Here is a 21,430-nt window from a genome sequence, read left to right on the forward strand (position 1 = left end):
ATTTACACCCGGCTGAGTCCCCACGCCAAAGATGGCAGGGATGATGGGCTTCGAGTCCTCAAGATGCGCGGTGCATACCGGCGATGCCGCCGGCGAGCATGCCGACGCCCGCGGGGACGCTGCTCAGCGGCTTCGCGAGGTCCTTGCCGCACTCGCGCCGTGGCAACGCATTGCGTTCGCGGCCAGTTGCGTCGAGGTTCTGGTTCCGTCGTACATCAGGTTCAGTGAGCTTGAGCAGGTCGGCGACGCCGCCCTCGTGCGGGCCACCGTCGACGCTGTCTGGTCGGCGCTGGAGCGACATGAGCCGGTGGTGAACTCCTCTGAGCTGCCTTCGCCGGACAACATGAAGGAGCTGCTGCCCTCCGAGGACGATTGGAATGAGTGGGCTCCTCAGGCGGAGGACGCAGTCGCGTCGCTCGTCTACCTGCTCGAGTTGGTAGGTGGCGACGACGTCACCTATGCCGTCTACACCGCAGAGCGGGCGTACGCGGCCGTCGACGAATTCTCGGCCCGGGAGCAGGACCTCGGTGTGCTCGACGCCGATGAGCGTGCGGCTCTGCTCGGGTCGGTGCCTATCCGGGCTGAGCTGCGACGTCAGGCGGAGGCACTCAGGATTCTGGGTGACTCGGCGGCCCGCTTGTCAGTCGTCGCTGAGCTGCGCGCCGCTGCACGACGCACTCCGGTCGGTGGGAGCGCTGTAACCGACTGAGCTGAGCGACAATCCTGGCATGCGTTTCCGCATCCTGGGGCCGACCCAGGTCGTGCTGGCCGACGGGCGAGAGGTCCCCGTCGGCGGTCCGCGGTTGCGCGCGCTGTTGGCGCTCCTCCTGCTCGACGTGGGTCGGGTGGTGCCCGCCGAGCGGCTGATCGACGGCCTGTACGGCGAGCATCCACCTCGGGGCGCGGCCAACGCGCTCCAGTCCCAGGTGTCGCGGCTGCGTCAGGCTCTGCCCGCCGCGTACGACCCGGTCGAGTTCCACCCGGCCGGTTATCGCCTCACCGTGGATCCCGATGACGTCGACGCGTACCGGTTCGAGCGCCTTGCGGAATTGGGGCGCCGCGCGCTCGCCGACGGTGACCGGCCCCGCGCGGCCGCCGTGCTGCGCGAGGCGCTGGCGCTGTGGCGTGGTCCGGCCCTCGCCGATGTAGCCGGAGTGGCCGGCGTGGCCGCTCCCGCGGCCCGGTTGGACGAGCTGCGGCTGTCCGCCATCGAGGATCGGGTCGAGGCGGATCTGGCGTTGGGCGCACACGGCCCGCTGATCGCGGAGCTACGGGAGCTGGTCATCGCGCATCCGCTGCGGGAGCGGTCGCGGGGCCAGCTCATGCGCGCCCTGGCCGCGCTGGGTCGGCCGGCGGAGGCGCTGGCCGAGTTCGAGGACGCTCGGCAAACGTTGGCCGAGCAGCTCGGCGCCGACCCGTCGGCGGAGTTGGCCGCGATTCACCTGGCGGTGCTCCGTGGTGAGGAACGCGCGGCGTCCGAACCGGCGCTGCCGGGCCAGCTCACCACGTTCGTCGGGCGGGAGGATGAGCTCGAACGCGTCGGCGAGCTGCTCGGGGAGCGCAGGCTGGTCACCCTCACCGGCCCCGGGGGCGCGGGCAAGACGCGCCTGGCGATCGAGGCCGCGGGTCGTCTCGACGGTGAGGTCCGCTTCGTCGAGTTGGCCGGGCTGGCCGACGGGTCGGACGTTCCGCAGGCGGTGCTGAGCGCGCTCGGCCTGCGCGACGCGGGCCTGCGCGCCACGGCCGAGCCCGGCCGGCAGCAGGCCACCGACCGGCTGGTCGAAGCGCTCGCCGACAGGCGGCTGCTGCTCATGCTCGACAACTGCGAGCACGTCATCGCCGACGCGGCCCGGCTGGCCGCACGTTTGCTCGGCGCATGCCCCGCGCTGCGCGTCCTGGCCACGAGTCGCGAGCCGCTCGGCCTGGTCGGTGAGGCGTTGTGCCCGCTGTCCGGGCTCACCCTGCCACCGCCCGGCGTGTCGGCGCTGGACGCCGACGACTATCCGGCGGTCGGCCTGTTCGCCCAGCGGGCCGCCGACGTCGTACCCGACTTCACCGTCACGCCGGCCAACGTCGAGCTGGTGCTCCGGATCTGCCGCACCCTCGACGGCCTGCCGTTGGCGATCGAATTGGCCGCCGCGCGGCTGCGGGCGTTGCCCGTCGCCGAGGTGGCCGCCCAACTGGACGATCGGATGCTCTCCATGAGCAGTCGGGCCGCGGTGCCCCGACACCGCACCCTCCGGGCGGTTGTCGAATGGAGCTGGGACCTGCTCGACGACGCCGAACGGAGACTGGCCCGCCGGCTCACCGTCTTCGCCGGCGGGGCCACGCTGGATGCGGCTGGGCAGGTCTGCGGCCTGCCCAGAGTCGAGTTCGTCGACGCGCTCGCTGGCCTCGTCGACAAGTCCTTCGTGGAGATGACCGGCGGCCGTTACCGGATGCTCGAAACGGTGCGGGCCTTCTGCGCCGAACGTCTCGCCGAGGCCGGCGAGGCCGACCAGCTCCGTCACGCGCACACCGCGTACTTCCTGGAGTTTGCCTGGACGGGCAGTGACCACCTCCGGCGAGCCGAACAGCTGCACTGGCTGCGTCGCCTGGACGCCGAGCGGGACAACCTGCACGCGGCGCTGCGCCGTGCCACCGCCGCCGGTCACGGGCCCGAGGCGGCAGGCCTGGTCGCGGCCCTGTCGTTCTACTGGTGGCTGCGCGGCATGCGCGGAGAAGGAGCCCGGCTGGCCGCGAACGTCCTCGAACTGCTCGGCGCCGAAGCACCACCGGGGCTGAGCGAGGAGTTCGTCCTCTGCGTCTACAACGCCTCGCTCGCCGGTTCCGGTCACCTGCCTTCCCTCGGGACGCAGTCGTCCGTGATCCGCAGCCTCGACCGGGCGCCTCGACAGCCGTTCCTGCTGTACCTGTCCGGGATCTCGACCGGACCACCGTCCGGCGGCGCCGAGCATGTCGACGAGCTGATGGGGGAGCTGCGACGGCTGGTCGGCCCGGACGCCTGGATCAACGCGCTCGGCGCGATGGGCAGCGGCTCGGCGCTGATGTGGAGCGGCCAGTGGGACGGGGCCAGGGCGGCGCTGGCCACCGCGCTCGACGGCTTCCGGAGCACCGGGGACCGGTGGGGCACCATGATCACGCTCGGTGCGCTCGGTGAACTGGCCGCCTGGCAGGGAGATCCGGAGACGGCGGGCGCCCACATGGATCAGGCCATGGGGTTGGCCGAGGAGCTCGGCTCGATCGTCGACCAGGCCGACATGCTGCGTACCCAGGGCGAAATCAGGCTGCGCGCCGGTGACCTCACGGCCGCGTCTGACGACTTCGGCGGTGCCCTGCTCCTCGCGCAGCGCAGCGGCGCACCGGAGTTCGTCTCCGCCGCCCGGCTCGGCCTCGCCCAGGTGGCGCGCCTGCGCGGAGATTTCGGCGAGGCGAGGCGGCTCTGCGACGAGGCGTTGACCGGCGGGCTCACCGGCTGGTACGTCGGCGAGGCCACACGTTCCGAGATCATCCTCGTCCTCGATCAGATCACCGAGGCGGAGATGGCCGGTGCGCCGCCGTCAGCGGACGGTGCGTGATCCGTCAGCGCCCGACCGCATCGTGGGGGCATGACGACATTCGAGGTGGTCGCCGAGGGTCTGGGCAAGCGGTACGGCCCGGCCTGCGCGCTCGACACATTCGACCTGACCGTGCCGGCCGGCACGGTCCACGGACTGCTGGGACCGAACGGCGCGGGCAAGACGACGGCCGTGCGCATCCTCACCACGCTGCTGCGCTTCGACACGGGAAGGGCCACCGTCGCCGGGTACGACGTGCTGCGCCAGCCGGACGAGGTGCGCGCCCGGATCGGGCTGACCGGGCAGTACGCCGCGGTCGACGAGATCCTCAGCGGCCGGCAGAACCTGGAGCTGTTCGGCCGGCTGTTCCGGCTCGGCCGCCGGGAGGCCCGCCGACGCGCCGACGACCTGCTGGAGCGGTTCGGGCTCGCCGAGGCGGCGGGCAGGTCCGCCGGTGAGTATTCCGGTGGGATGCGCCGCCGGCTGGACCTCGCCGCCAGCCTGATCCGCACGCCGCGCGTGCTCTTCCTCGACGAGCCGACGACCGGCCTGGACCCGCGCAGCCGCAACCAGGTGTGGGACCTGGTCCGTGGTCTCGTCGCCGACGGGACCACTGTGCTGCTCACCACCCAGTACCTGGAGGAGGCCGATCAGCTCGCCAACCGGATCTCCGTGATCGACGCCGGTCGGGTGGTGGCCGAGGGCTCGCCGGCGGAGCTGAAGTCGATGACAGGCGGCGACCGGATCGAGGTGGTGGTCCGCGACGCGACCGACCTCGACGAGGCCGCCCGCATCGTTGCGCTGGTCTGCGGTGCGGAGCCCGACGTCGATCCGGAGGTCCGGCGGCTCAGCGTGCCGGTGGTCGACCGGGTCGCCGGCCTCGTCGACGTGGCACGTGCGCTGGACGACGCCGGGATCGCCGTCGAGGACATCGGCCTGCGGCGCGCGACGCTGGACGAGGCGTTTCTGCACCTGACCGGGCAACGTCCGGACGAGGCCCGCGAGCCCGTCGCCGCCGGACGACAGGCGGACGTGGCATGACCACTTCGATCGCCGACGGCTGGACGATGACCAGGCGGAACATGACCCACGTGATCCGCGCACCGGAGGAGCTGATCCTCTACTTCTCGCTGCCGATCATGTTCGTCCTGGTCTTCGGGTACGTGTTCGGCAGCGGCATGCAGGTGGCGGGCGGTGGCGACTACCGCGAGTTCCTGCTGCCGGGGGTCTTCGTGATGACGATGCTGTACGGGCTCGGGGCCACCGCGACAGGCGTGGCACTGGACCTCAGCCGGGGCGTCGTCGACCGGTTCCGGTCGATGCCGATGGCACGGTCCGCCCTGATGACCGGTCGCAGCGCCGCCGACCTACTGCGCGCCTTGCTGGAGATGTCCACCCTGCTGGCGTGTGGGCTGCTCGTCGGGTGGCAGTGGCGACAGGGCGTCGGCAAGGCGTTGCTCGCCGTCGGGCTCCTCCTGCTGCTGCGGGTCGCGATCACCTGGATGGGGATCTACCTGGCGCTTCTGGTCCGTAACCCGGACACGGTCGGCGTCATCGTCTTCCCGGCGGCGTTTCCGCTCACCGCGATCTCGAACGTCTTCGTGTCGCCCGAGCTGATGCCGTCGGTCATCGGAACGATCTCGGAGTGGAATCCGTTGTCGGCCACCGTCGCGGCGATCCGGGACCTGTTCGGCAACCCGGGCCTGGGTGGCGATTCCTGGCCGGCGGAGCACGCCATGCTGTTGGCGGTGCTGTGGCCGGTGCTGCTTATCGCGACGTTCGCCCCGCTGGCCGTGCGCCGCTACCGGCGGCTGAGCAGGTGACGTGACCGGATCGCGTACCAGGCGGCGCCGAGCGCGAGCACGCCGAAGCCGGCCAGGACGCTGCCCAGCGGCAGGTTGACCGCGAGCAGCAGGCACCCGACCAGACCGAGCACGGCGAGCACCCGGACCGGCAACCGCCGGTCCGGGTCGCGGCCCAGGGTCAGCGCCGCCGCGTTGGTGATCGCGTAGTAGACGAGCACAGTGCAGCTGGAGAAGCCGATCGCGTCGCGTACGTCGCCGAGCAGCACCACCACGATCACCACGGCGGCCACGGCCAGTTCGGCGCGGTGCGGCACCTGCCGCACTGGGTGCACGGCGGCCAGCGCGCCGGGCAGGTCGCGGCGGCGGGCCATCGCCAGGGTGGTCCGGCCGACCCCGGCGACGAGGGACAGCAGCACCCCGACGACCGCGATGGTGGCCCCGGCGCGGACCACCCACGCCAGGCCGGGCAGTCCGGCGGCGGTCACCACGTCGACCAGGGGGGCGGCGGAGTCGGCCAGCCGGTCGGCACCGAGCACGCCGAGCGTGACCACGGCCAGCACCAGGTAGATCGCGAGCACCGTACCGAGCGCCAGCGGCACCGCGCGGGGGATGGTGCGCTGCGGGTCGCGCACCTCCTCGCCGAGTGTGGCGATCCGCGCGTACCCGGCGAACGCGAAGAACAGCAGCCCGGCGGCGGTGAGCACTCCCCGCGCCGAGCCGCCGGCGTCGGTCAGTCGATCCAGGTGCACCGGCCCGCCCGCCACGCCGACGACCGCGACCAGGGCCAGCACCGCGAGCACCAACGCGACAAGCACCTTCGTGGCGGTGGCCGTCTTACCGATGCCGCGCAGGTTCACGGCTGTCACCGCGAGCACCGCGACGACGGCGACGAGTCGGGCCTGTCCCGGCCACAGGTACGCCCCGATCGTCAACGCCATCGCCGCGCAGCTCGCCGTCTTGCCGATCACGAACCCCCAGCCGGCCAGGAACCCGGCGAACGGTCCGAGGCGCTCCCGACCGTAGACGTAGGTGCCGCCGGACTCCGGGTAGCGCGCCGCCAGCCGCGCCGAGCTTGTCGCGTTGCAGAAGGCGATGAACCCGGCGAGCACCAGCGCCGGCAGCAGGCCGGCGCCGCCGGCCGCCGCCGCGGCGGGCCCGAAGACCACGAAGACGCCCGCACCGAGCATCGACCCCAACCCGATGACAACCGCGTCGGGTACGCCGAGCCGCCGCGCCAGTTGATCCACGAGTCGACCCTAGGGGTACGAGGTGAACGGCCGGTCCCAGTGGTGTAGCCGGCCGGGGAGCGGTAGATCGTCCCAGGGCACCCGGTGCAGCAGTCGGTCCAGGAGCAGGCCCAGCAGCAGCCCGGCCACCGAGTCGGTGAGCCAGTGCCAGCCCAGGTAGGTGGTGGTGGTGAGGACGACGAGCGGCGGCACGACCCGGATCACTGTGACCAGCCGGGCCGGGAGTTGCCGGCCGAAGCTGCGTGCGAGCGGGGCGAGCAGCAGCGCGATGACGCCGTACCAGACGATGGCGTTCGCGACGTGCCCCGACGGGTAGGACTGGGCGAATCGGACCGGCAGGTCGTCGTGGAACAGCGGCAGCGTCTGCTCGGGCGGCAGGAAGGGCTCCTTGACGCTTGCGCTCGGCGCTGTGCGGGCGGTCCACACCTTGAGCGGGCCGATCGTGAAGGTGGTCAGCACGAATCCGACCACCGGCAGCAGGATGGGCCGCACCGACCGGAGCCGAACGGCCAGCAGAACGCCCAGTCCGACGCCGATCAGGGTCAGCGGGGTGCCCTGGCCGAGGAAGTTCAGCACCCGGGCCACCCAGTACGCGGCGGTCGGCCGGTGCTCGTCGGCCCAGTCGGCTACCGCCCGGTCCAACCCGAAGAGCTGGTCGGCGGCGAGGGCGACGGTCAGCCCGACCAATCCGGCCAGCAGCAGCGCGTCGAACCACCAGCCGGCCGGTCGGACGGGACGCAACCGCAGCTCACGACGTACCCCAGTGGTTTTGAGCACGCGACCACGCTACCGGCCCCTGCGAGGCCGGGATGTTCGGCGCTGTGGGCCGAGCCACGATGTGAGGCGGAGGCGGGGGCGAGGCGTCATGCTTGTGCCCGTGCGGATCACGTCTGCTCTCGTGGACCCGGCGCTGCTCGACCTGCCCTGGTCGACACCGCTGGAGGAGTGGCCTGCCCAGCATCTGGTCGCGCTGCCGCAGGGCATCTCCCGGCACATCGTCCGGTTCGTCCGGTTGGGCGACTACGTGTACGCCTTCAAGGAGACCCGCGAGCGGATCGCCGAGCGGGAGTACGACCTGCTGCGGGCGCTGGAGCGGATCGACTTCCCGTCGGTGGAGGCGGTGGCGGTCGTCGCCGACCGGCAGACCGAGGACGGCGAACCCCTCGAATCGGTGCTGATCACCCGGCACCTCCAGTTCTCGCTGCCGTACCGGGCGCTCTTCTCGCACACCCTGCGTCCGGAGACGATGAGCCGGCTGCTCGACGCGCTCGCCGCCCTGATCGTGCGGATGCACCTCACCGGTTTCTTCTGGGGCGACTGTTCGCTGTCGAACACGCTGTTCCGCCGGGACGCGGGCGCCTTCGCCGCCTACCTGGTGGACGCGGAGACGGGTGCCCTGCACAACTCGCTCTCCAACGGGCAGCGCGGTGAGGACCTGGAGATCGCCCGGGTGAACATCTTCGGTGAGGCGTTGGACCTCCAGGCCGCCGGCCTGCTGCACGAGTCCATCGATCCGGAGGTGGTCTGCGAGGAGGTCGTGCAGCGCTACGAGCGGCTGTGGCACGAGATCACCTACGAGCAGGCGGTCGAGCGCGAGGCCCGGCACGACATCGAAGGCCGGATCCGTCGCCTCAACGAGCTGGGCTTCGACGTGGCCGAGGTGGCCATGTCGACGATCGAGGGCGGGCGCTACCTGGTCCGGCCGAAGGTCGTCGACGCCGGCTACCACACCAGGCGGCTCCTGCGGCTGACCGGCCTGGACGCCGAGGAGAACCAGGCCCGCAAGCTGCTCAACGACCTGGACGCCTACCGGGCGGAGAGTGACCTGACCGACGAGCAGCAGGCCGCGCACCGCTGGCTCACCGAGGTCTTCGAGCCGGTGGTCCGGGCGGTGCCCGCTCACCTGCGCCGCAAGCTGGAGCCGCAGGAGCTGTTCGCGCAGATCATCGAGCACAAGTGGCTGCTCTCCGAGCGCGCCGGCCGGGACGTGGGCATGCGCCACGCCGTCCAGTCTACCTGACCGACGTTCTCGTGCACCGTCCCGACGAGCAGGCCATCCTCGGCGTCGAGGTCCCCAGCCTGAGCTAAGCCCTGGCCTGGTTGCCCGGGCCTGGTTATTTGACGCTCGTTTGGTCATGTCGGTTGGCGGAGCACGCCGGTGACGAGACTGATGTCGTAATCGATTCAGCTCCAAAGGCTCTCTGGGCGCACTGTTGAGCTGCCCCACAGGTGGGGCAGGGATGCGCGGCCATGCACCCACACGGAGCGTGTGAAGTTGCGCCCGCCTCGCCCACCTGTCGGCTGCCCGTTCCTGCCCGCCGGCATGCGCCGCTGCCCGCTTGGTCCACTTTCGCCCGCCGGCATGCGCCGCTGCTCGCCCGTCTGTCTGCCCCGAATCTGGGGCAGCTCGACAGGCAGGGCAACAGGGCGCGGCGATGTTGACGGCAGCCGGCAGGTCGGCCACCTCACCGCCCCGGCACTCGTCGAAAGCTCTGGCGTCACTCCACCCAGGAGCCTCCGCGCAGCACGCGCACCACGTTCAGGTCGTCGTCCAGCACCACCAGGTCGGCGCGCAGGCCCACCTGGAGCGCCCCGACCCGGTCACCCAGGCCGATTGCCCGGGCCGGAGTGGTGGCCACCATCCGGGCGGCGTCGGAGATCGGGATCCCGGCGTCCACGGCGTGGCGCAGCGCGGCGTCCATGGTGAGGGTGCTGCCGGCGATCGCGCCGTCGCGGGCCAGCCGCGCCACCCCGTCGGCGACGGTGACGGCCTGGCCACCCAGTTCGTACTCGCCGTCGGCCATTCCGGCGGCGGCCATCGCGTCGGTGATCAGCGCGGCCCGGTCCGGGCCGGCGGTCGCGGTCACGAACGTCAACATCCCGTCGTGCAGGTGCACCCCGTCGGCGACGAGTTCGCAGATCACGGTGGGCGCGTCGAGCAGCGCCACCACCGGTCCCGGTTCGCGGTGGTGCACCGGCCGCATGCCGTTGAACAGGTGGGTGGCGACGCTGGCGCCCGCGGCGACGGCGGCCCGGGTCTGCTCGTACGTTGCGTCGGTGTGCCCGACGGCGGCCACCACCTGCTGGGCGGTGAGCAGCTTGATCGCCTCCAGCGCACCGTCGCGCTCGGGGGCGAGGGTGACCATCCGGACGGCGCCCCGGCCCAGCTCGATCAGCTCGGCCAACTCGTCGGTGGACGGGTCGCGCAGAAACTCCGGGTTCTGTGCCCCGCAGCGGGCGGCCGACAGGTACGGCCCCTCGAAGTGGACTCCCGCCAGCACACCCTCGTCGACAAGTGGGGCGAACGCCTCGGTGGCCGCGCGCATCAGCGAGAAGGGCGCACTCACCAGGCTGGCCAGCAGCGTGGTGGTGCCGTGCGCCAGGTGGAAGTCGGCAGCCGCCCGGGCCTCGTCGGCGTCCCCCGTGGTGAAGGTGTGCCCGCCGCCGCCGTGCGTGTGCATGTCGACGAAGCCGGGCACGATCCAGTGCCCGTCCCGCACCGACGGGTACTCGGCCACAGCGGTGATCCGGTCACCGTCCCACTCGACGCAGCCCTGCCTGATGACACCCGTCGGGGTCACCACTCGGCCGTTCACCCGTACGGTCATCGTCTCTCCTGATGGTCACGGACACCCATGGCGTCCAGGGCGAGCAGGGCGGCACCGAGGCAACCGGCCTCGTCGCCGAGGGCCGCCGCGACCAGGCGCGGCTCCCGGTGGAAGGTCATCCGTTCGTGCAGCGCCGTCCGCAGGGGGTCGAGCAGACCGTCCCCGGCCTGGGCCAGGCCACCGCCGAGCACGATCGTCGCCACGTCGAACAACGCCTGCCCGGTGGCCAGGCCGTCGGCGAGCGCCTCGACGGCCTCCTGCCAGACCCGACCGGCGAGCGGTTCGCCGGCCGCGGCACGCTCGGCAACCTGGGCCGCGGTCACCGCCCCGCCGGTGGACCCACCGGCCAGTTCGGCGTAGCGGCGGCCCACGGCGGAGGCCGAGGCCACCGCCTCCAGGCAGCCCGGCCGGCCGCAGCCGCACCGTGGGCCGTCCGGTCGGACCATGATGTGGCCGATCTCCCCGGCCGCGCCGTGCGCACCCACGGCGGCGACACCGTCGACAACGTGCGCGGCGGCGATGCCGGTGCCGATGGCCACGAACAGCACATGTCCGGTGCCGCGCCCGGCGCCGAGCCGCGCTTCGGCGAGACCACCGACGCGCACGTCGTGGCCGAGCGCCGTGGGCAGGCCGAGCCGCGCCGCCGCCAGGTCCCGCAGCGGTACGTCCCGGAAGCCCACGTTCGCCGACCAGACCGCGACCCCGCGCGCCTCGTCCACCACCCCGGGTACGGCGATGCCCACCGCGACCGGGGTCAACCCGCCGGCGCGGGCCTTGTCGGCCAGCCCCTCCGCGACATCCAGCATGGTCCCGATCACGGCGGCCGGGCCGCGCGCCGCGTCGGTGGGATGCCGTTCGGTGTGTATCGCCACGCCGTCCGGGCGGACCAGGGCGCACTTCATCCCCGTGCCGCCGACGTCCAGCGCGACGACCACCCGGTCGACGCCCGTGGCGTCGCCGTCGCTCACGGCGCGATCCCGGTGCGCGACTGCGGGGCCCGCAAACCCGGCTCGGTCCTCACGCTCACGCCAGCACCACCGAGCGGGACAGGTGCCGGGGCGCGTCCGGGTCGAGGCCCCGGCTGGTCGCGAGCGCGACCGCGAAGCGCTGGGCGAGGATCAGGTCTGCCATCGGGTCGACAGGAGTCCGACCGGCGGACCAGCTGCCCAGCACCGTGCGCCAGCCGTGCGTACGGCTGTGCACGAAGGCCGCGCCGGTGGCGGCAACGTCTTCGGGCAGCCCGTCGGGCAGTTCGCCGAACGCCCAGACGAGCCGGCCGGGCGCGCCGATCGAGATGGGGCCGTGCCGGTAGTCCATCGCCGGGTATGCCTCGGCCCAGAACGTGGCCGCCTCGCGGCACTTGAGAGCGGCCTCCTGCGCCAGGCCGATCGTCCACCCCCGACCGAGGAAGGTCGCCTGCCCGATGGTGGCCGGGTCGATCGGCAGCGGCGAGCGCACGGCCACCTCGGCGTCGGCGGCGAGCGCCGTCACCGGGTCGCCGAGGTGTGCCCGCAGCAGCGCCAACGCGGTGGTGGCGAAGCGGGTCTGCACCACCGACCGCTCGTCGGCGAAGGGCATGGTCACCGCTGCGGCGGCCAGGTCGACGGCAGGGGACGCCGGGTCGCCGACGATGACGGTGGTGGGCGTACGCCCGCGCAGCGCTGCCAGCAGCTCCAGCACCTCGGTGGTGGTGCCCGAGCGGGTGATGGCGATCAGTCGGTCGTAGTGGCGGCCGGCCGGGAACTCGGACGCCTGGAACGCGTCGGTCTCACCCTGGCCGGCCTGTTCGCGGCGGGCCGCGTACGCCATCGCCATGAACCACGAGGTGCCGCAACCGACGACGGCGACCCGCTCGCCGGGGCGCGGCAGGTCACCGCGCACCACGCCGGCCAGTTCGGCGGCCTCCCGCCAGCAGTCGGGTTGGCTCGCGATCTCCGCGTCCACGTACGCCATGGGAAACTCCTCGCAGGGCCGATCGATGCGCAATACGGCTCGTAACACCCGCATTTCGCGCGTTATTCTGCGCGAAAGCGGGTGGCCGTGGCAACCGACCAGCCGATCGCGCAGACCGGTCTTTTGCGCCAGCCCAGTTTCGCGCACTAGTGTGCACGCAATCAATCACCGTCCGTGCAGTCTCTGGAGGGCCCCCGCGGTGGACCGGTACGCCAGATGGAACGCCCTGCTCGAGATGCTCACCGACAACGGCCGGGTCAGCGTCGAGGCGGCAGCCGAGCGGCTGGACGTCTCCCAGGCCACCATCCGGCGCGACTTCGACCAGCTCGCCCAGCAGCAGATGATCACGCGGACCCGGGGCGGCGCGGTCGCGAACGGCGTCTCCTACGACCTGCCGCTGCGCTACAAGACAGCCAAGCACTCGGCCGAGAAGCAGCGGATCGGTGCCGCCGCCGCCTCGCTCGTCACGCCGGGCACGGTGGTCGGCCTGAACGGCGGCACCACGAGCACGGAGGTGGCCCGCGCGCTGGCCGTCCGCCCGGACCTCAACACCAGCGCCGAAGGTGCCCAGCTCACCGTGGTGACCAACGCGCTGAACATCGCCAACGAGCTGCTGGTCCGTTCGCGGATGAAGGTGGTGGTGGCCGGCGGGGTGGTGCGCCCGAAGTCGTTCGAGCTGGTCGGCCCGCTGGGCGGGGCACTGCTGCGCGAGGTCACCCTGGACATCGCGCTGCTCGGCGTGGACGCGATCGACCCGCAGCTCGGCGCCGCAGCCCACCACGAGGGGGAGGCGGCGATGAACAACCTGATGGTGGCCCGCGCCAAACGGGTCGTGATCATCGCGGACTCGTCGAAGCTGGGGGGTCACGCCTTCGCCCGGATCTGCCCGGTCGAGCGGGTGGAGACGCTGGTGACCGACAACGGTGCCGCGCCCGAGGTGGTGGAGGCGTTCCGGGCCGCCGGCGTGCAGGTCATCTGCGCCTGAACGATCACTCTCCGTCTATCTGACAACCCGTACGGCGCGTCGATGCATACCCGGTATTGCGCGCGCCTGCATACCGCGTATGGTGTCGGCTGTCACGCCCACCATCGGGGGAGGTGCAGCTTGCCAGCTGTCCTGGAGATCGAAGGTCTACGTAAGACGTACAAGAGTCGTCGACGCGGCACCCGCAACGCGCTCGACGGCTTCGACATGCGGGTCGACGCAGGGCAGGTGCACGGCTTCCTGGGCCCCAACGGGTCCGGTAAGACCACCACGCTGCGTACGCTGCTCGGCCTCATCCGGCCCGACGGCGGCCGGATGACGCTGCTCGGCCACGAGGTGCCCAGCGCGCTACCCACTGTCGCCGGGCAGGTCGGCGCGATCGTGGAGAGCCCGCAGTTCTTCCCGCACTTCTCGGCACGGGACACGCTGTCCCTGCTGGCCGGCGCGGGCGAGGTGCCCGCCACCCGGGTCGACGAGGTGCTGGAACTCGTCGGGCTGCGCGACCGGGCCGGCGAGCGGGTCAAGACGTACTCGCTGGGCATGAAGCAGCGGCTCGCCGTCGCCTCCGCCCTGCTGAAGAACCCGAAGCTGCTCATCCTCGACGAGCCGGCCAACGGCCTCGACCCGGGCGGCATCCGGGAGATGCGCACGCTGATGCGGACCCTCGCCGAATCGGGGATGACAGTGGTGCTGTCCAGCCACATCCTCGGCGAGATCCAGCTGATCTGCGACTCGGTCACCATCATCTCGCTGGGCCGCCGGGTCGCCTTCGGCCCGGTCGACGAGGTGCTCGCCCAGCACTCCTCCGGCGCGGTACGCGTCCGGCTGGAGGCCGTCAGCGACCTGCCGGCGGCCACCGAGGCGCTCACCCGGGCGGGGATCCGGGTCACCGGTCACCCCGACCACCTGATGCTGGCCGGCGTCGACAAGCCGGCCTCGGTGACGCGACTGCTCGCCGAGCAGAACCTCTACGTCAGCGAGCTCGCTCCGATCGCCGTCGACCTGGAGAGCGTCTTCCTCGAGCTGACCGCCACCGCACCGGTACCCGGCCAGCACCGGCAGGTCGACGAGTCCACGAAGGTCGGTGGGACGGGTCAGCCCGGTGCCACCGCGGGAGGGTGGGGCGCGTGAGCCTCTTTCGTACCGAGCTGCGCCGGCTCACCAAGCGGCGCTTCACCCGCTACATGACGCTGCTCGGCCTGCTGGTGCTTGCCGCGGTGGTGGTCGGGGTCTTCTTCACCAACCAGAAGATCGGCGCCGACCAGCTCGCCAAGGCCGAACGTCAGGCCGAGCAGCAGTACCAGGAGCAGGTGCGCTGGAGCGAGCAGGAACGCTCGGCGTGCGAGCAGGCCAAGAAGGCCGGCACGGCGAGCGACGGCCGCTACCCCGACGACTGCTCGGTGATCACGGCACCGCCGCGGGAGCAGATTGAGGCGGAGTGGTTCCTGCCGTCGACGTTCGATTTCCGGAAGACGTTCGACGAGACGCTTGTCCCGTTCGCCGCGATCCTCGCGCTTGTCGGGTTCGTGGTCGGCGCGTCCTTCGTGGGCGCCGAGTGGAGCACCGGCGGCATGATGAACCTGCTGCTCTGGCGGCCCAAGCGGCTCACCGTGCTGCTCACCAAGCTGGCCGCGCTGCTCACCGGCATCCTGGCGGTGACGCTGCCCGCCGCGGTGCTCTGGTTCGCGGGGTTCTGGGGGGTCGCCACCTTCCGGGGCAGCACCGAGAAGATGACCTCGGGCGCCTGGCAGTCGTTCGTCCTGACCGGGCTGCGCGGCGTGGCACTCGTGCTCGTGCTCACCACCATCGGGTTCGCGCTTGCCTCACTGGGCCGGCACACCGCGATGGCCCTGGGTGGTGTCGTGGCCCTGATGGTGGTCGGCCAGTTCGGTCTGGGCATCCTGCTGTCGATGGCGAGCGTGAAGTTCGCCGAGGCGTGGCTGCTGCCCACGTACGCGCTGGCCTGGATGACGAAGACGGTCACCCTCCAGAACTGGGACTCCTGCAACGCGACGTACTACGGCGAGTGCAAACCGGAGACGATGGACATCACCTGGCAGCAGTCGTCAGTGCTGTTCTCGATAGGTGTGGTGGTGATCCTCGGCGCCGCCCTCTGGGCGATGCGTCGGCGCGACATCTCCTGACCGATCGGCTACGAAGGCCCCCGGCTCCCCCCGGGGGCCTTCGTCGTGCGTCAGTGGACGCCGCGCCGGCTGCTGCGACCCGGGTCCTCCCTGGCTAGGCTGAGCGAATGTCCGCCGACGCCACCGCCCCCGAGCCGTCCACCGACGCTCGTCCGGCAGACGTCGTCGGCACCGGGCCGACCGTTCCGACACCCCGACCGGCGCCGCCCATCGAGACCTCCGACGAGCAGGCGCGGCCGGTCGACGCCACCGACGAGCCGGCCCCCGCCGAGCCCGTCGAGCCGGCACCGGGGCTGACCGAGCGGGAACTGGCGATCCTCGCCTTCGAGCAGCAGTGGTGGCGGCACGCCGGCGCGAAGGAGCAGGCCGTGCGGGACACCTTCGGGGTCTCCTCGACCCGCTACTACCAGCTGCTCAACGGACTGCTCGACAACCCGGCGGCGCTCGCCGCCGACCCCGTGCTGATCGGCCGGCTCCGCCGGCTGCGCTCGTCGCGCGCCCGCAACCGCCGCCGCTGACGCCCGTTCCGCCGTTCGTCCCGTTACGACTCCCGTGCCGGTCTTCGCCGCCGGTCCGGCCGCATGACGACCAGCCAGGCGGGTAGGCGGGAGGCGTTCCGGGGTCGCCAGGCGACCGAGCACCCAGGAGGGGAGCGGAGCATGACGACAACCAATCAGAGCGGACGCGCGCAGCAGGCCCGACAGGAGGCCTCCCGAGTCGGCCACCAGGCCACGCAGGCCGGCGGTCAGGTCGCCCAGACCGCCGCCGCGCAGGGCGGAGAAGTGGCCGCCGAGGCGCGGCGACAGGCCCGGCAGCTGACCGGTCAGGCCACCGGACAACTGCGGGAACAGGCACAGACACAGCAGAAACGGGCCGCCGAAGGCCTGCGGGGTATCGGCCGTGAGCTGGGGTCGATGGCAGACCGGGACGGCGATTCCGGGCTTGCCGGCCACGCGGTACGCCGGGTCGGCGACGCCGCCCAGCAGGCCGCCGGCTGGCTGGACGAACGCGAACCCGGCGAGGTTCTCGACGAGGTACGCACGTACGCGCGCCGCCATCCGGGGACGTTCCTGGTGGGTGCGGCCGTTGCCGGACTGCTGGTCGGGCGGCTCACCCGTGGTCTGACCGGGTCGACCTCCGGCAACGGTGCGAGCGCGAGCGCGGGCGGTGCTCCGCCGGCACCGCATGGCGCTCCGGTAGACACCGGTCAGCAGCCGTACGTCGGGACGGCGCGGGCGCAGAACGTCTCGCCCGCCGGCCGGCCCCAGTCGGATCTGCCCGGCGGGGTGGCGCCGTGAGTGCCCCGGAGAAGGAACGGACCCAGGCCTCGGTAGGCGAACTGCTGGGCGACGTGACCCGGGACATGTCCACTCTGGTGCGCAAGGAGGTCGAGCTGGCCAAGGCCGAGCTCCGTGAGGAGGTCAGCCAGGCCGGCAAGGCCGGCGGTATGTTCGGCGGTGCGGGGCTGGCTGGTTTCCTGGCCGTGCTCTTCGTGTCGTACGCCGTGTGGTGGGGGCTGTCCAACACGATGGACCAGGGGTGGGCGGCGCTGATCGTCGCGATCATCTGGGCCGTCGTCGCCGGAGGGCTCTTCGTCAACGCCCGTACCCAGCTCAAGCGGGCACGTGCCGTTCTGCCCCGGACGAAACAGAGCGCCCGGGAGCTGCCGGACGCCCTGCGGGGACGCTGAACGAGTCGGGAGGGAACAGGTCATGTCCAGTGATCCGGATCGGATCCGGCGGGAGATCGAAACCACCCGCAACGAGTTGAGCAGTGACGTCGACGCGCTGGCCGACAAGGTCAACCCGCGTCGGATCGCCGGTGACAGCGTCGGGCAGGCTCGTGGCGCGTTCACCCGAGCGAAGGAGAAGGTGATGGGCAGCTCGAGTCACATGGGGCACGAGGCCAGCCAGCGGATGTCGCACACCGCCGGCTCGGTTCGCGACGAGACCCGATCGCTCGGGCACCAGTCTCGGGAGGCGATGGGCTCGGTGCGGCATGAGGCGCGCTCGCTCGGGCATCAGTCCCTCGAGCAGGCCCAGGGCAACCCGCTCGCCGCAGGACTTGTCGCCTTCGGCGTCGGCCTGCTGGCCGCCTCGCTGATTCCGCCGAGCGGGCGGGAGCGGCAGCTCGCCGGCCGGGCCCGCACCATGGTCAGTGAGCACTCCGACGAGCTTCGCCACCAGGCGAGCCAGGTCGGCCACCAGGTCCAGGACAATCTGCGGGAGCCGGCGCAGCAGGCGGCCCAGTCGGTGCGGTCCACCGCCCAGCAGGGGGTGTCCGCGGTACGCGACCAGGGCCGCTCGGCCGCCGGCCAGGTGCAGGGGGAGGCACATGCGGCCGCCGACGAACTCCGGCAGCGCTGACCCGAGCGGCGCGACGGGGCCGGCGACGGTGATGCGGGTACGCTCCGCGTCCGCGCCGGCCCCGGGCCGGGCGGTCAATGAGGACCTGGTCTTCCGGTTCGGGCCGCTTGTGGGTGTGCTTGACGGCGCGACGGTGCCGGACAGGTTCGACACCGGATGCGTGCACGGGCCCGAGTGGTACGTCCGGCAGCTGGCCGCCCGGATCGGTGTGGCCGAGGCGGCCCGGCCGGCCGCCCGGCTGACCAGCAATCTGGCCGCGGCCATCCTCGCCGTGCGGGCCGACCACGGCGGCCAGTGCGACCTTGATCATCCCGGCACTCCGTCGAGCACCGTGTGCCTGCTTCGGGACTGCGGCGACCAGGTCGACTACCTGGTGCTCTGCGACAGTCCGCTGGTGCTGGACGCCGGCGGGCGGGTGAGCGTGGTGACCGACGACCGGCTGGAGACGGCGATGGCGGAGCTGCGCCGTACGGTCGCGACGGTGCCGGCCGGCCCCGTCGACCCGGTCACCCGGTTCCGGCACGCGGTGGGGGTCCAGCGGGAACGGATGAACCGTACGCACGGCTACTGGGTGGCGGCGGCCGACCCCGACGCGGCGTTCCACGCGGTGACCGGCTCGGTGCCCCGGCACGGTCCGGGGGCGGTGCGCCGGGCGGCGCTGCTCAGCGACGGCGCGTCGAGCGCCGTCGAGCAGTTCGGCCTGACCGACTGGACGGGTCTGCTCGACCTGCTGAGCGCCGACGGTCCGGGCGCGCTGCTCGACCGGGTCCGCGCCGCGGAACGCGACCACCCCGACCGGCTGCGGCGGCACAAGGCCACCGACGACGCCTCGGTGGTGTTCTGCGAGTTCTGAGCAGGCCGTCACTCCGACGGGTGACAGCGGAGCGTGAGGAGAAACACCCACGCCGCCCGACCGGCCGGTACCGCTGACCGGACCGCCAGTGGATGTCCAATGGGGTGGACTTCGGCCGATGAGGCCGGCAGACTGCGGCACGTGGCGGGTGCGGTCCGGCTGGAGCCGGTGGACGAGCGGAACCTGGAGCCGTTGCTCTCCGTAGCGGCTGCCGAGGCCGAGCCGGATGACGTGATGCCTCCGGTGGAGGCTCCCGCCGGTTGGTCGCTGGCCCGTCGGGAGGCGTTCCGGGAGTTCCACAGGGCGAGTTTCGGTGGACTGGACGGCCCGACCGGCTCCCAGATGTACGCGATCCTCGTCGGTGGTGAGGTCGTCGGCATGATCCGGATGACGCGCTGTGACGAGCCGGGCACTGTGGAGGCCGGGATGTGGCTCGGACGCTCGGCTCGGGGTCAGGGGATCGGTCCCGCCGCCCTGCGCGAGTTGTTGAACGCCGCCGCCGGGGCCGGGATGCGGGCCGTGGTGGCCGAGACGACCCCGGACAACGTCGGCGCGGTCTCCGTACTCGAAAAATGCGGTGCGAAACTGCGCCAGGCCGACGGCAGGGTCCACGCCGAAATCTGCCTCGATTCGACCCCACCCGCCTTCTGAGCCGGTCCGGTCAACCGCGGTCGGCGGCGTACGCGGCCAGCCAGGCGACCTGGGCCGGGTCCAGCGACGGGCGTACCCGTTGCCGGGCCGTCGCCACGTGCGCGGCGGTGACGGTCGCGGCGGTCAACGACTCCCGCATCGCGGCCAGCGCCGCCTCCCGGACCAGCGCCGCGCAGTCCGCCGCCGAGAAGCCGACCAGTTCGTCGCCGAGGGCCGCCAGGTCGACGTCCGGTGCCAGCGGCACGTGCCGGGAGGCGGCCCGCAGGATGTCCGCCCGCGCGCCCGGATCCGGTGGCGGCACGTAGACCAGCCGTTCCATGCGCCCCGGCCGCAGCAGCGCCGGGTCGATCAGGTCCGGCCGGTTCGTCGCCCCGACCACCACGACGTTGCGCAGGGTCTCCACCCCGTCCAGCTCGGTGAGCAGCGCGGCGACGACCCGGTCCGTGGTGCCGCCATCGGTGGACTGGCCGCGTACCGGCGCGAGCGCGTCCATCTCGTCCAGGAAGATCAACGTCGGGGCCGCCTCCCTGGCCCGACGGAACAGCTCGCGGACGGCGCGTTCGCTCTCGCCCACCCACTTGGAGAGCAGTTCGGCCCCCTTCACCGAGAGGACGTTCGCCCGTCCCGACCCGGCGAGCGCGGTCACCAGGTACGTCTTTCCGCAGCCCGGCGGCCCGTACAGCAGCACGCCGCGCGGCGGTTGCACACCGAGCCGGGCGAACGTGTCCGGGTAGGTGAGCGGCCACAGCACGGATTCGGTGAGCGTCTGCTTGACCTCGCCCAGACCGCCGACGTCGTCAAGGGTCACCGAGGCCACCTCCAGGGTGGACGCGGCCATCGTGGTCGGCCTGACCACCTCCAGGGCGGCGGCGAAGTCACCCATCGACACAGTCGGCGTCTCGGCCGCCTTCTGCCGCAGCGCGGCCCGTACCCCGGCCTCGCGGACCAGCGCGGCCAGGTCCGCCGCGACGAACCCTGGGGTACGCGCGGCCACCTCGTCCAGCCGTACGTCGTCGGCGAGCGGCACCTGGCGGGTCAGCACGGTGAGTTGTTCGCGCCGCAGCGCCGGGTCGGGTAGCGGGATGCTGATCCGCAGCGACAGCAGGTCCGGTGCGCGCAGGGCCGGGTCGACAGCCTCCGGTCGGCTGGTGGTGCACACCACCGCGGCACCGGCCCCTATGGTCTCCGTGAGCACCTGCCGGAACACGGCCGCCACCGGGCCGGGCTCGTCGGCCGGGGCGAGCGCCTCCACGTCGGTGATCAGCAGCACCGCCGGTCCGCCGGCGCGTACCGCCGTCGCCGCGGCCCGCAGCCGGTCCGCCGCGGCCTGGTTGGTCAGCGCGGCCACCTCGGGCGCCCACAGCGGGTGTACGCGGGCACCGACGCGGGCCGCCACCGCCCGGACCAGCGCCGACTTGCCGGAGCCGGCCGGCCCGCCGAGCAGCACGCCGAGCGAGATGGTGGTGCCCAGCCGTCCCAGCACCTCCCGATGGTGGAAGCCGAGGTCGAGCAGTTCGGTCAGCTCCTCGGCCTGGGGTCGCAGGCCGGGCAGCTCGTCGACGTCCGGGGCGTCGTCGACCGGGGCGGCCGGCGGGGCCGCGCCTGTCGCCCGGAGCGGCGCGGCGGCGGCCGGGCCGGGCGTGTCGTACGTGGCCGGCCCGTGCTCCCACCCCACAAGCGTGTCCATGGTGACGAGCGCGCCGGCGGCCGGTTCCACAGCGACCACTGTGAGAAGCGTGCTCGTCCAGGCCAAGCCGACCGTGTTGGCGAGGCTGCGACGGGCCGCCTCGACCAGGCTGCGTACCGAGGCGTCCGGCAGCACGTCCTGCGGCAACAGCGACACGTCGTCGCCGACGGTGACCACCTTGCCGAGCAGGGCGAGCCGCAGCATCTCCGGGCTGACCGCCGCCACCAACCCCACCGGGCCACGCAGGACGACCCGACCCGCCGCCGTCAGCGGCATCGGGCTCACCCGTACCTGACCACCGTCGCGCAGGCCGAGGTTGCCAAGCGTCAGGTCGTCGGCGTACAGCATCGCGGCGCTCGCGCCCGGGTCGGCGGCCGCGACGATCCCGGCCGTCTCCCGGCGACCGCTCAGCCGCACCGGATCGCCGGGACGCAGGCCCAGCGCGGTGAGCGCCTCCGGGTGCAGCCGCACGACGCCACGTCGAGCGTCGAGGGCTGCCGGCCGTAGGCTCGCCAGCAGGGTCAGGTCGGGTTGCGCCACCGCCCGACCGTAGCCGGCCGCGGCGAATCCCGCG

At 72.5% G+C, this 21,430-nt stretch carries 19 protein-coding genes and 1 pseudogene; 14 read left to right on the forward strand and 6 right to left on the reverse strand.

Annotated elements, in window-relative coordinates; translation table 11 throughout:
• Positions 1-40 precede the first annotated feature (40 nt).
• Genes ACZ6N8_RS16145 through ACZ6N8_RS16160 form a run of 4 tightly spaced genes read left to right on the forward strand, consistent with a single transcriptional unit; the run spans position 41 to position 5,380 of the window.
• A complete protein-coding gene (locus ACZ6N8_RS16145) occupies positions 41-709 on the forward strand; it encodes a DUF416 family protein (RefSeq protein WP_466010660.1) in 669 nt (222 codons plus the stop codon).
• Positions 710-728: 19 nt separating this feature from the next.
• Positions 729-3,578, forward strand: coding sequence for an AfsR/SARP family transcriptional regulator (locus ACZ6N8_RS16150; protein WP_466010662.1), 2,850 nt, complete (start codon positions 729-731; stop codon positions 3,576-3,578).
• Positions 3,579-3,608: 30 nt separating this feature from the next.
• Positions 3,609-4,598 (forward strand): ATP-binding cassette domain-containing protein, encoded by a 990-nt coding sequence (locus ACZ6N8_RS16155; protein WP_466010663.1) that lies wholly within the window; start codon positions 3,609-3,611, stop codon positions 4,596-4,598.
• Positions 4,595-5,380, forward strand: a complete 786-nt coding sequence (locus ACZ6N8_RS16160) for an ABC transporter permease (protein ID WP_466010664.1) — start codon at positions 4,595-4,597, stop codon at positions 5,378-5,380. Before ACZ6N8_RS16155 ends, ACZ6N8_RS16160 begins: the two co-directional genes overlap by 4 nt.
• Here the strand turns inward: ACZ6N8_RS16160 and ACZ6N8_RS16165 are convergent.
• Both ACZ6N8_RS16165 and ACZ6N8_RS16170 read right to left on the reverse strand, forming a co-directional pair.
• Positions 5,359-6,609 (reverse strand): APC family permease, encoded by a 1,251-nt coding sequence (locus ACZ6N8_RS16165; RefSeq protein WP_466010666.1) that lies wholly within the window; start codon positions 6,607-6,609, stop codon positions 5,359-5,361. The genes ACZ6N8_RS16160 and ACZ6N8_RS16165 overlap by 22 nt on opposite strands.
• 9 nt (positions 6,610-6,618) lie before the next feature.
• Positions 6,619-7,356 (reverse strand): phosphatase PAP2 family protein, encoded by a 738-nt coding sequence (locus ACZ6N8_RS16170; protein ID WP_466010908.1) that lies wholly within the window; start codon positions 7,354-7,356, stop codon positions 6,619-6,621.
• Between the two features lie 130 nt (positions 7,357-7,486).
• On the opposite strand from ACZ6N8_RS16170, the pseudogene ACZ6N8_RS16175 reads away from it, so the two are divergent.
• Positions 7,487-8,697 (forward strand): annotated as a pseudogene (locus ACZ6N8_RS16175) (DUF4032 domain-containing protein).
• Positions 8,698-9,107: 410 nt separating this feature from the next.
• Here ACZ6N8_RS16175 and nagA read toward each other — a convergent pair.
• Genes nagA through ACZ6N8_RS16190 form a run of 3 tightly spaced genes read right to left on the reverse strand, consistent with a single transcriptional unit; the run spans position 9,108 to position 12,170 of the window.
• Positions 9,108-10,217: an N-acetylglucosamine-6-phosphate deacetylase gene (gene nagA / locus ACZ6N8_RS16180; RefSeq protein ID WP_466010667.1), complete on the reverse strand. Its 1,110-nt coding sequence runs from the start codon at positions 10,215-10,217 to the stop codon at positions 9,108-9,110.
• Positions 10,214-11,185, reverse strand: a complete 972-nt coding sequence (locus ACZ6N8_RS16185) for an ROK family protein (RefSeq protein WP_466010669.1) — start codon at positions 11,183-11,185, stop codon at positions 10,214-10,216. Before ACZ6N8_RS16185 ends, nagA begins: the two co-directional genes overlap by 4 nt.
• Positions 11,186-11,240: 55 nt before the next feature.
• The gene (locus ACZ6N8_RS16190; RefSeq protein ID WP_466010670.1) at positions 11,241-12,170 is read right to left on the reverse strand and encodes an SIS domain-containing protein; all 930 of its coding nucleotides are present in this window, start codon (positions 12,168-12,170) and stop codon (positions 11,241-11,243) included.
• Positions 12,171-12,369: 199 nt separating this feature from the next.
• Here ACZ6N8_RS16190 and ACZ6N8_RS16195 point away from each other — a divergent pair, with 199 nt between their 5' ends.
• From ACZ6N8_RS16195 to ACZ6N8_RS16235, 9 genes are all read left to right on the forward strand, one after another.
• Entirely contained in the window at positions 12,370-13,155 is a 786-nt protein-coding gene (locus ACZ6N8_RS16195) for a DeoR/GlpR family DNA-binding transcription regulator (RefSeq protein WP_139587465.1), read from the forward strand.
• A 120-nt stretch (positions 13,156-13,275) separates the two neighbouring features.
• Positions 13,276-14,286, forward strand: a complete 1,011-nt coding sequence (locus tag ACZ6N8_RS16200; protein ID WP_466010673.1) for an ABC transporter ATP-binding protein — start codon at positions 13,276-13,278, stop codon at positions 14,284-14,286.
• Entirely contained in the window at positions 14,283-15,299 is a 1,017-nt protein-coding gene (locus ACZ6N8_RS16205; RefSeq protein ID WP_466010674.1) for an ABC transporter permease subunit, read from the forward strand. The genes ACZ6N8_RS16200 and ACZ6N8_RS16205 overlap by 4 nt, the downstream gene beginning before the upstream one ends.
• A gap of 107 nt (positions 15,300-15,406) precedes the next feature.
• A complete protein-coding gene (locus ACZ6N8_RS16210) occupies positions 15,407-15,817 on the forward strand; it encodes a DUF3263 domain-containing protein (RefSeq protein WP_466010676.1) in 411 nt (136 codons plus the stop codon).
• 141 nt (positions 15,818-15,958) lie between these two features.
• Positions 15,959-16,597: a hypothetical protein gene (locus ACZ6N8_RS16215; RefSeq protein ID WP_466010677.1), complete on the forward strand. Its 639-nt coding sequence runs from the start codon at positions 15,959-15,961 to the stop codon at positions 16,595-16,597.
• A complete protein-coding gene (locus tag ACZ6N8_RS16220) occupies positions 16,594-16,989 on the forward strand; it encodes a phage holin family protein (RefSeq protein WP_466010679.1) in 396 nt (131 codons plus the stop codon). Before ACZ6N8_RS16215 ends, ACZ6N8_RS16220 begins: the two co-directional genes overlap by 4 nt.
• A gap of 22 nt (positions 16,990-17,011) precedes the next feature.
• The gene (locus tag ACZ6N8_RS16225; RefSeq protein ID WP_466010681.1) at positions 17,012-17,665 is read left to right on the forward strand and encodes a DUF3618 domain-containing protein; all 654 of its coding nucleotides are present in this window, start codon (positions 17,012-17,014) and stop codon (positions 17,663-17,665) included.
• The gene (locus ACZ6N8_RS16230; protein WP_466010682.1) at positions 17,634-18,518 is read left to right on the forward strand and encodes a hypothetical protein; all 885 of its coding nucleotides are present in this window, start codon (positions 17,634-17,636) and stop codon (positions 18,516-18,518) included. The genes ACZ6N8_RS16225 and ACZ6N8_RS16230 overlap by 32 nt, the downstream gene beginning before the upstream one ends.
• Positions 18,519-18,659: 141 nt before the next feature.
• Entirely contained in the window at positions 18,660-19,169 is a 510-nt protein-coding gene (locus ACZ6N8_RS16235; RefSeq protein ID WP_466010684.1) for a GNAT family N-acetyltransferase, read from the forward strand.
• Between the two features lie 10 nt (positions 19,170-19,179).
• Here ACZ6N8_RS16235 and ACZ6N8_RS16240 read toward each other — a convergent pair whose 3' ends face one another.
• Positions 19,180-21,396, reverse strand: coding sequence for an AAA family ATPase (locus ACZ6N8_RS16240; RefSeq protein WP_466010686.1), 2,217 nt, complete (start codon positions 21,394-21,396; stop codon positions 19,180-19,182).
• Positions 21,397-21,430: the final 34 nt, after the last annotated feature.

Source organism: Micromonospora sp. NPDC047521 (assembly GCF_055587305.1).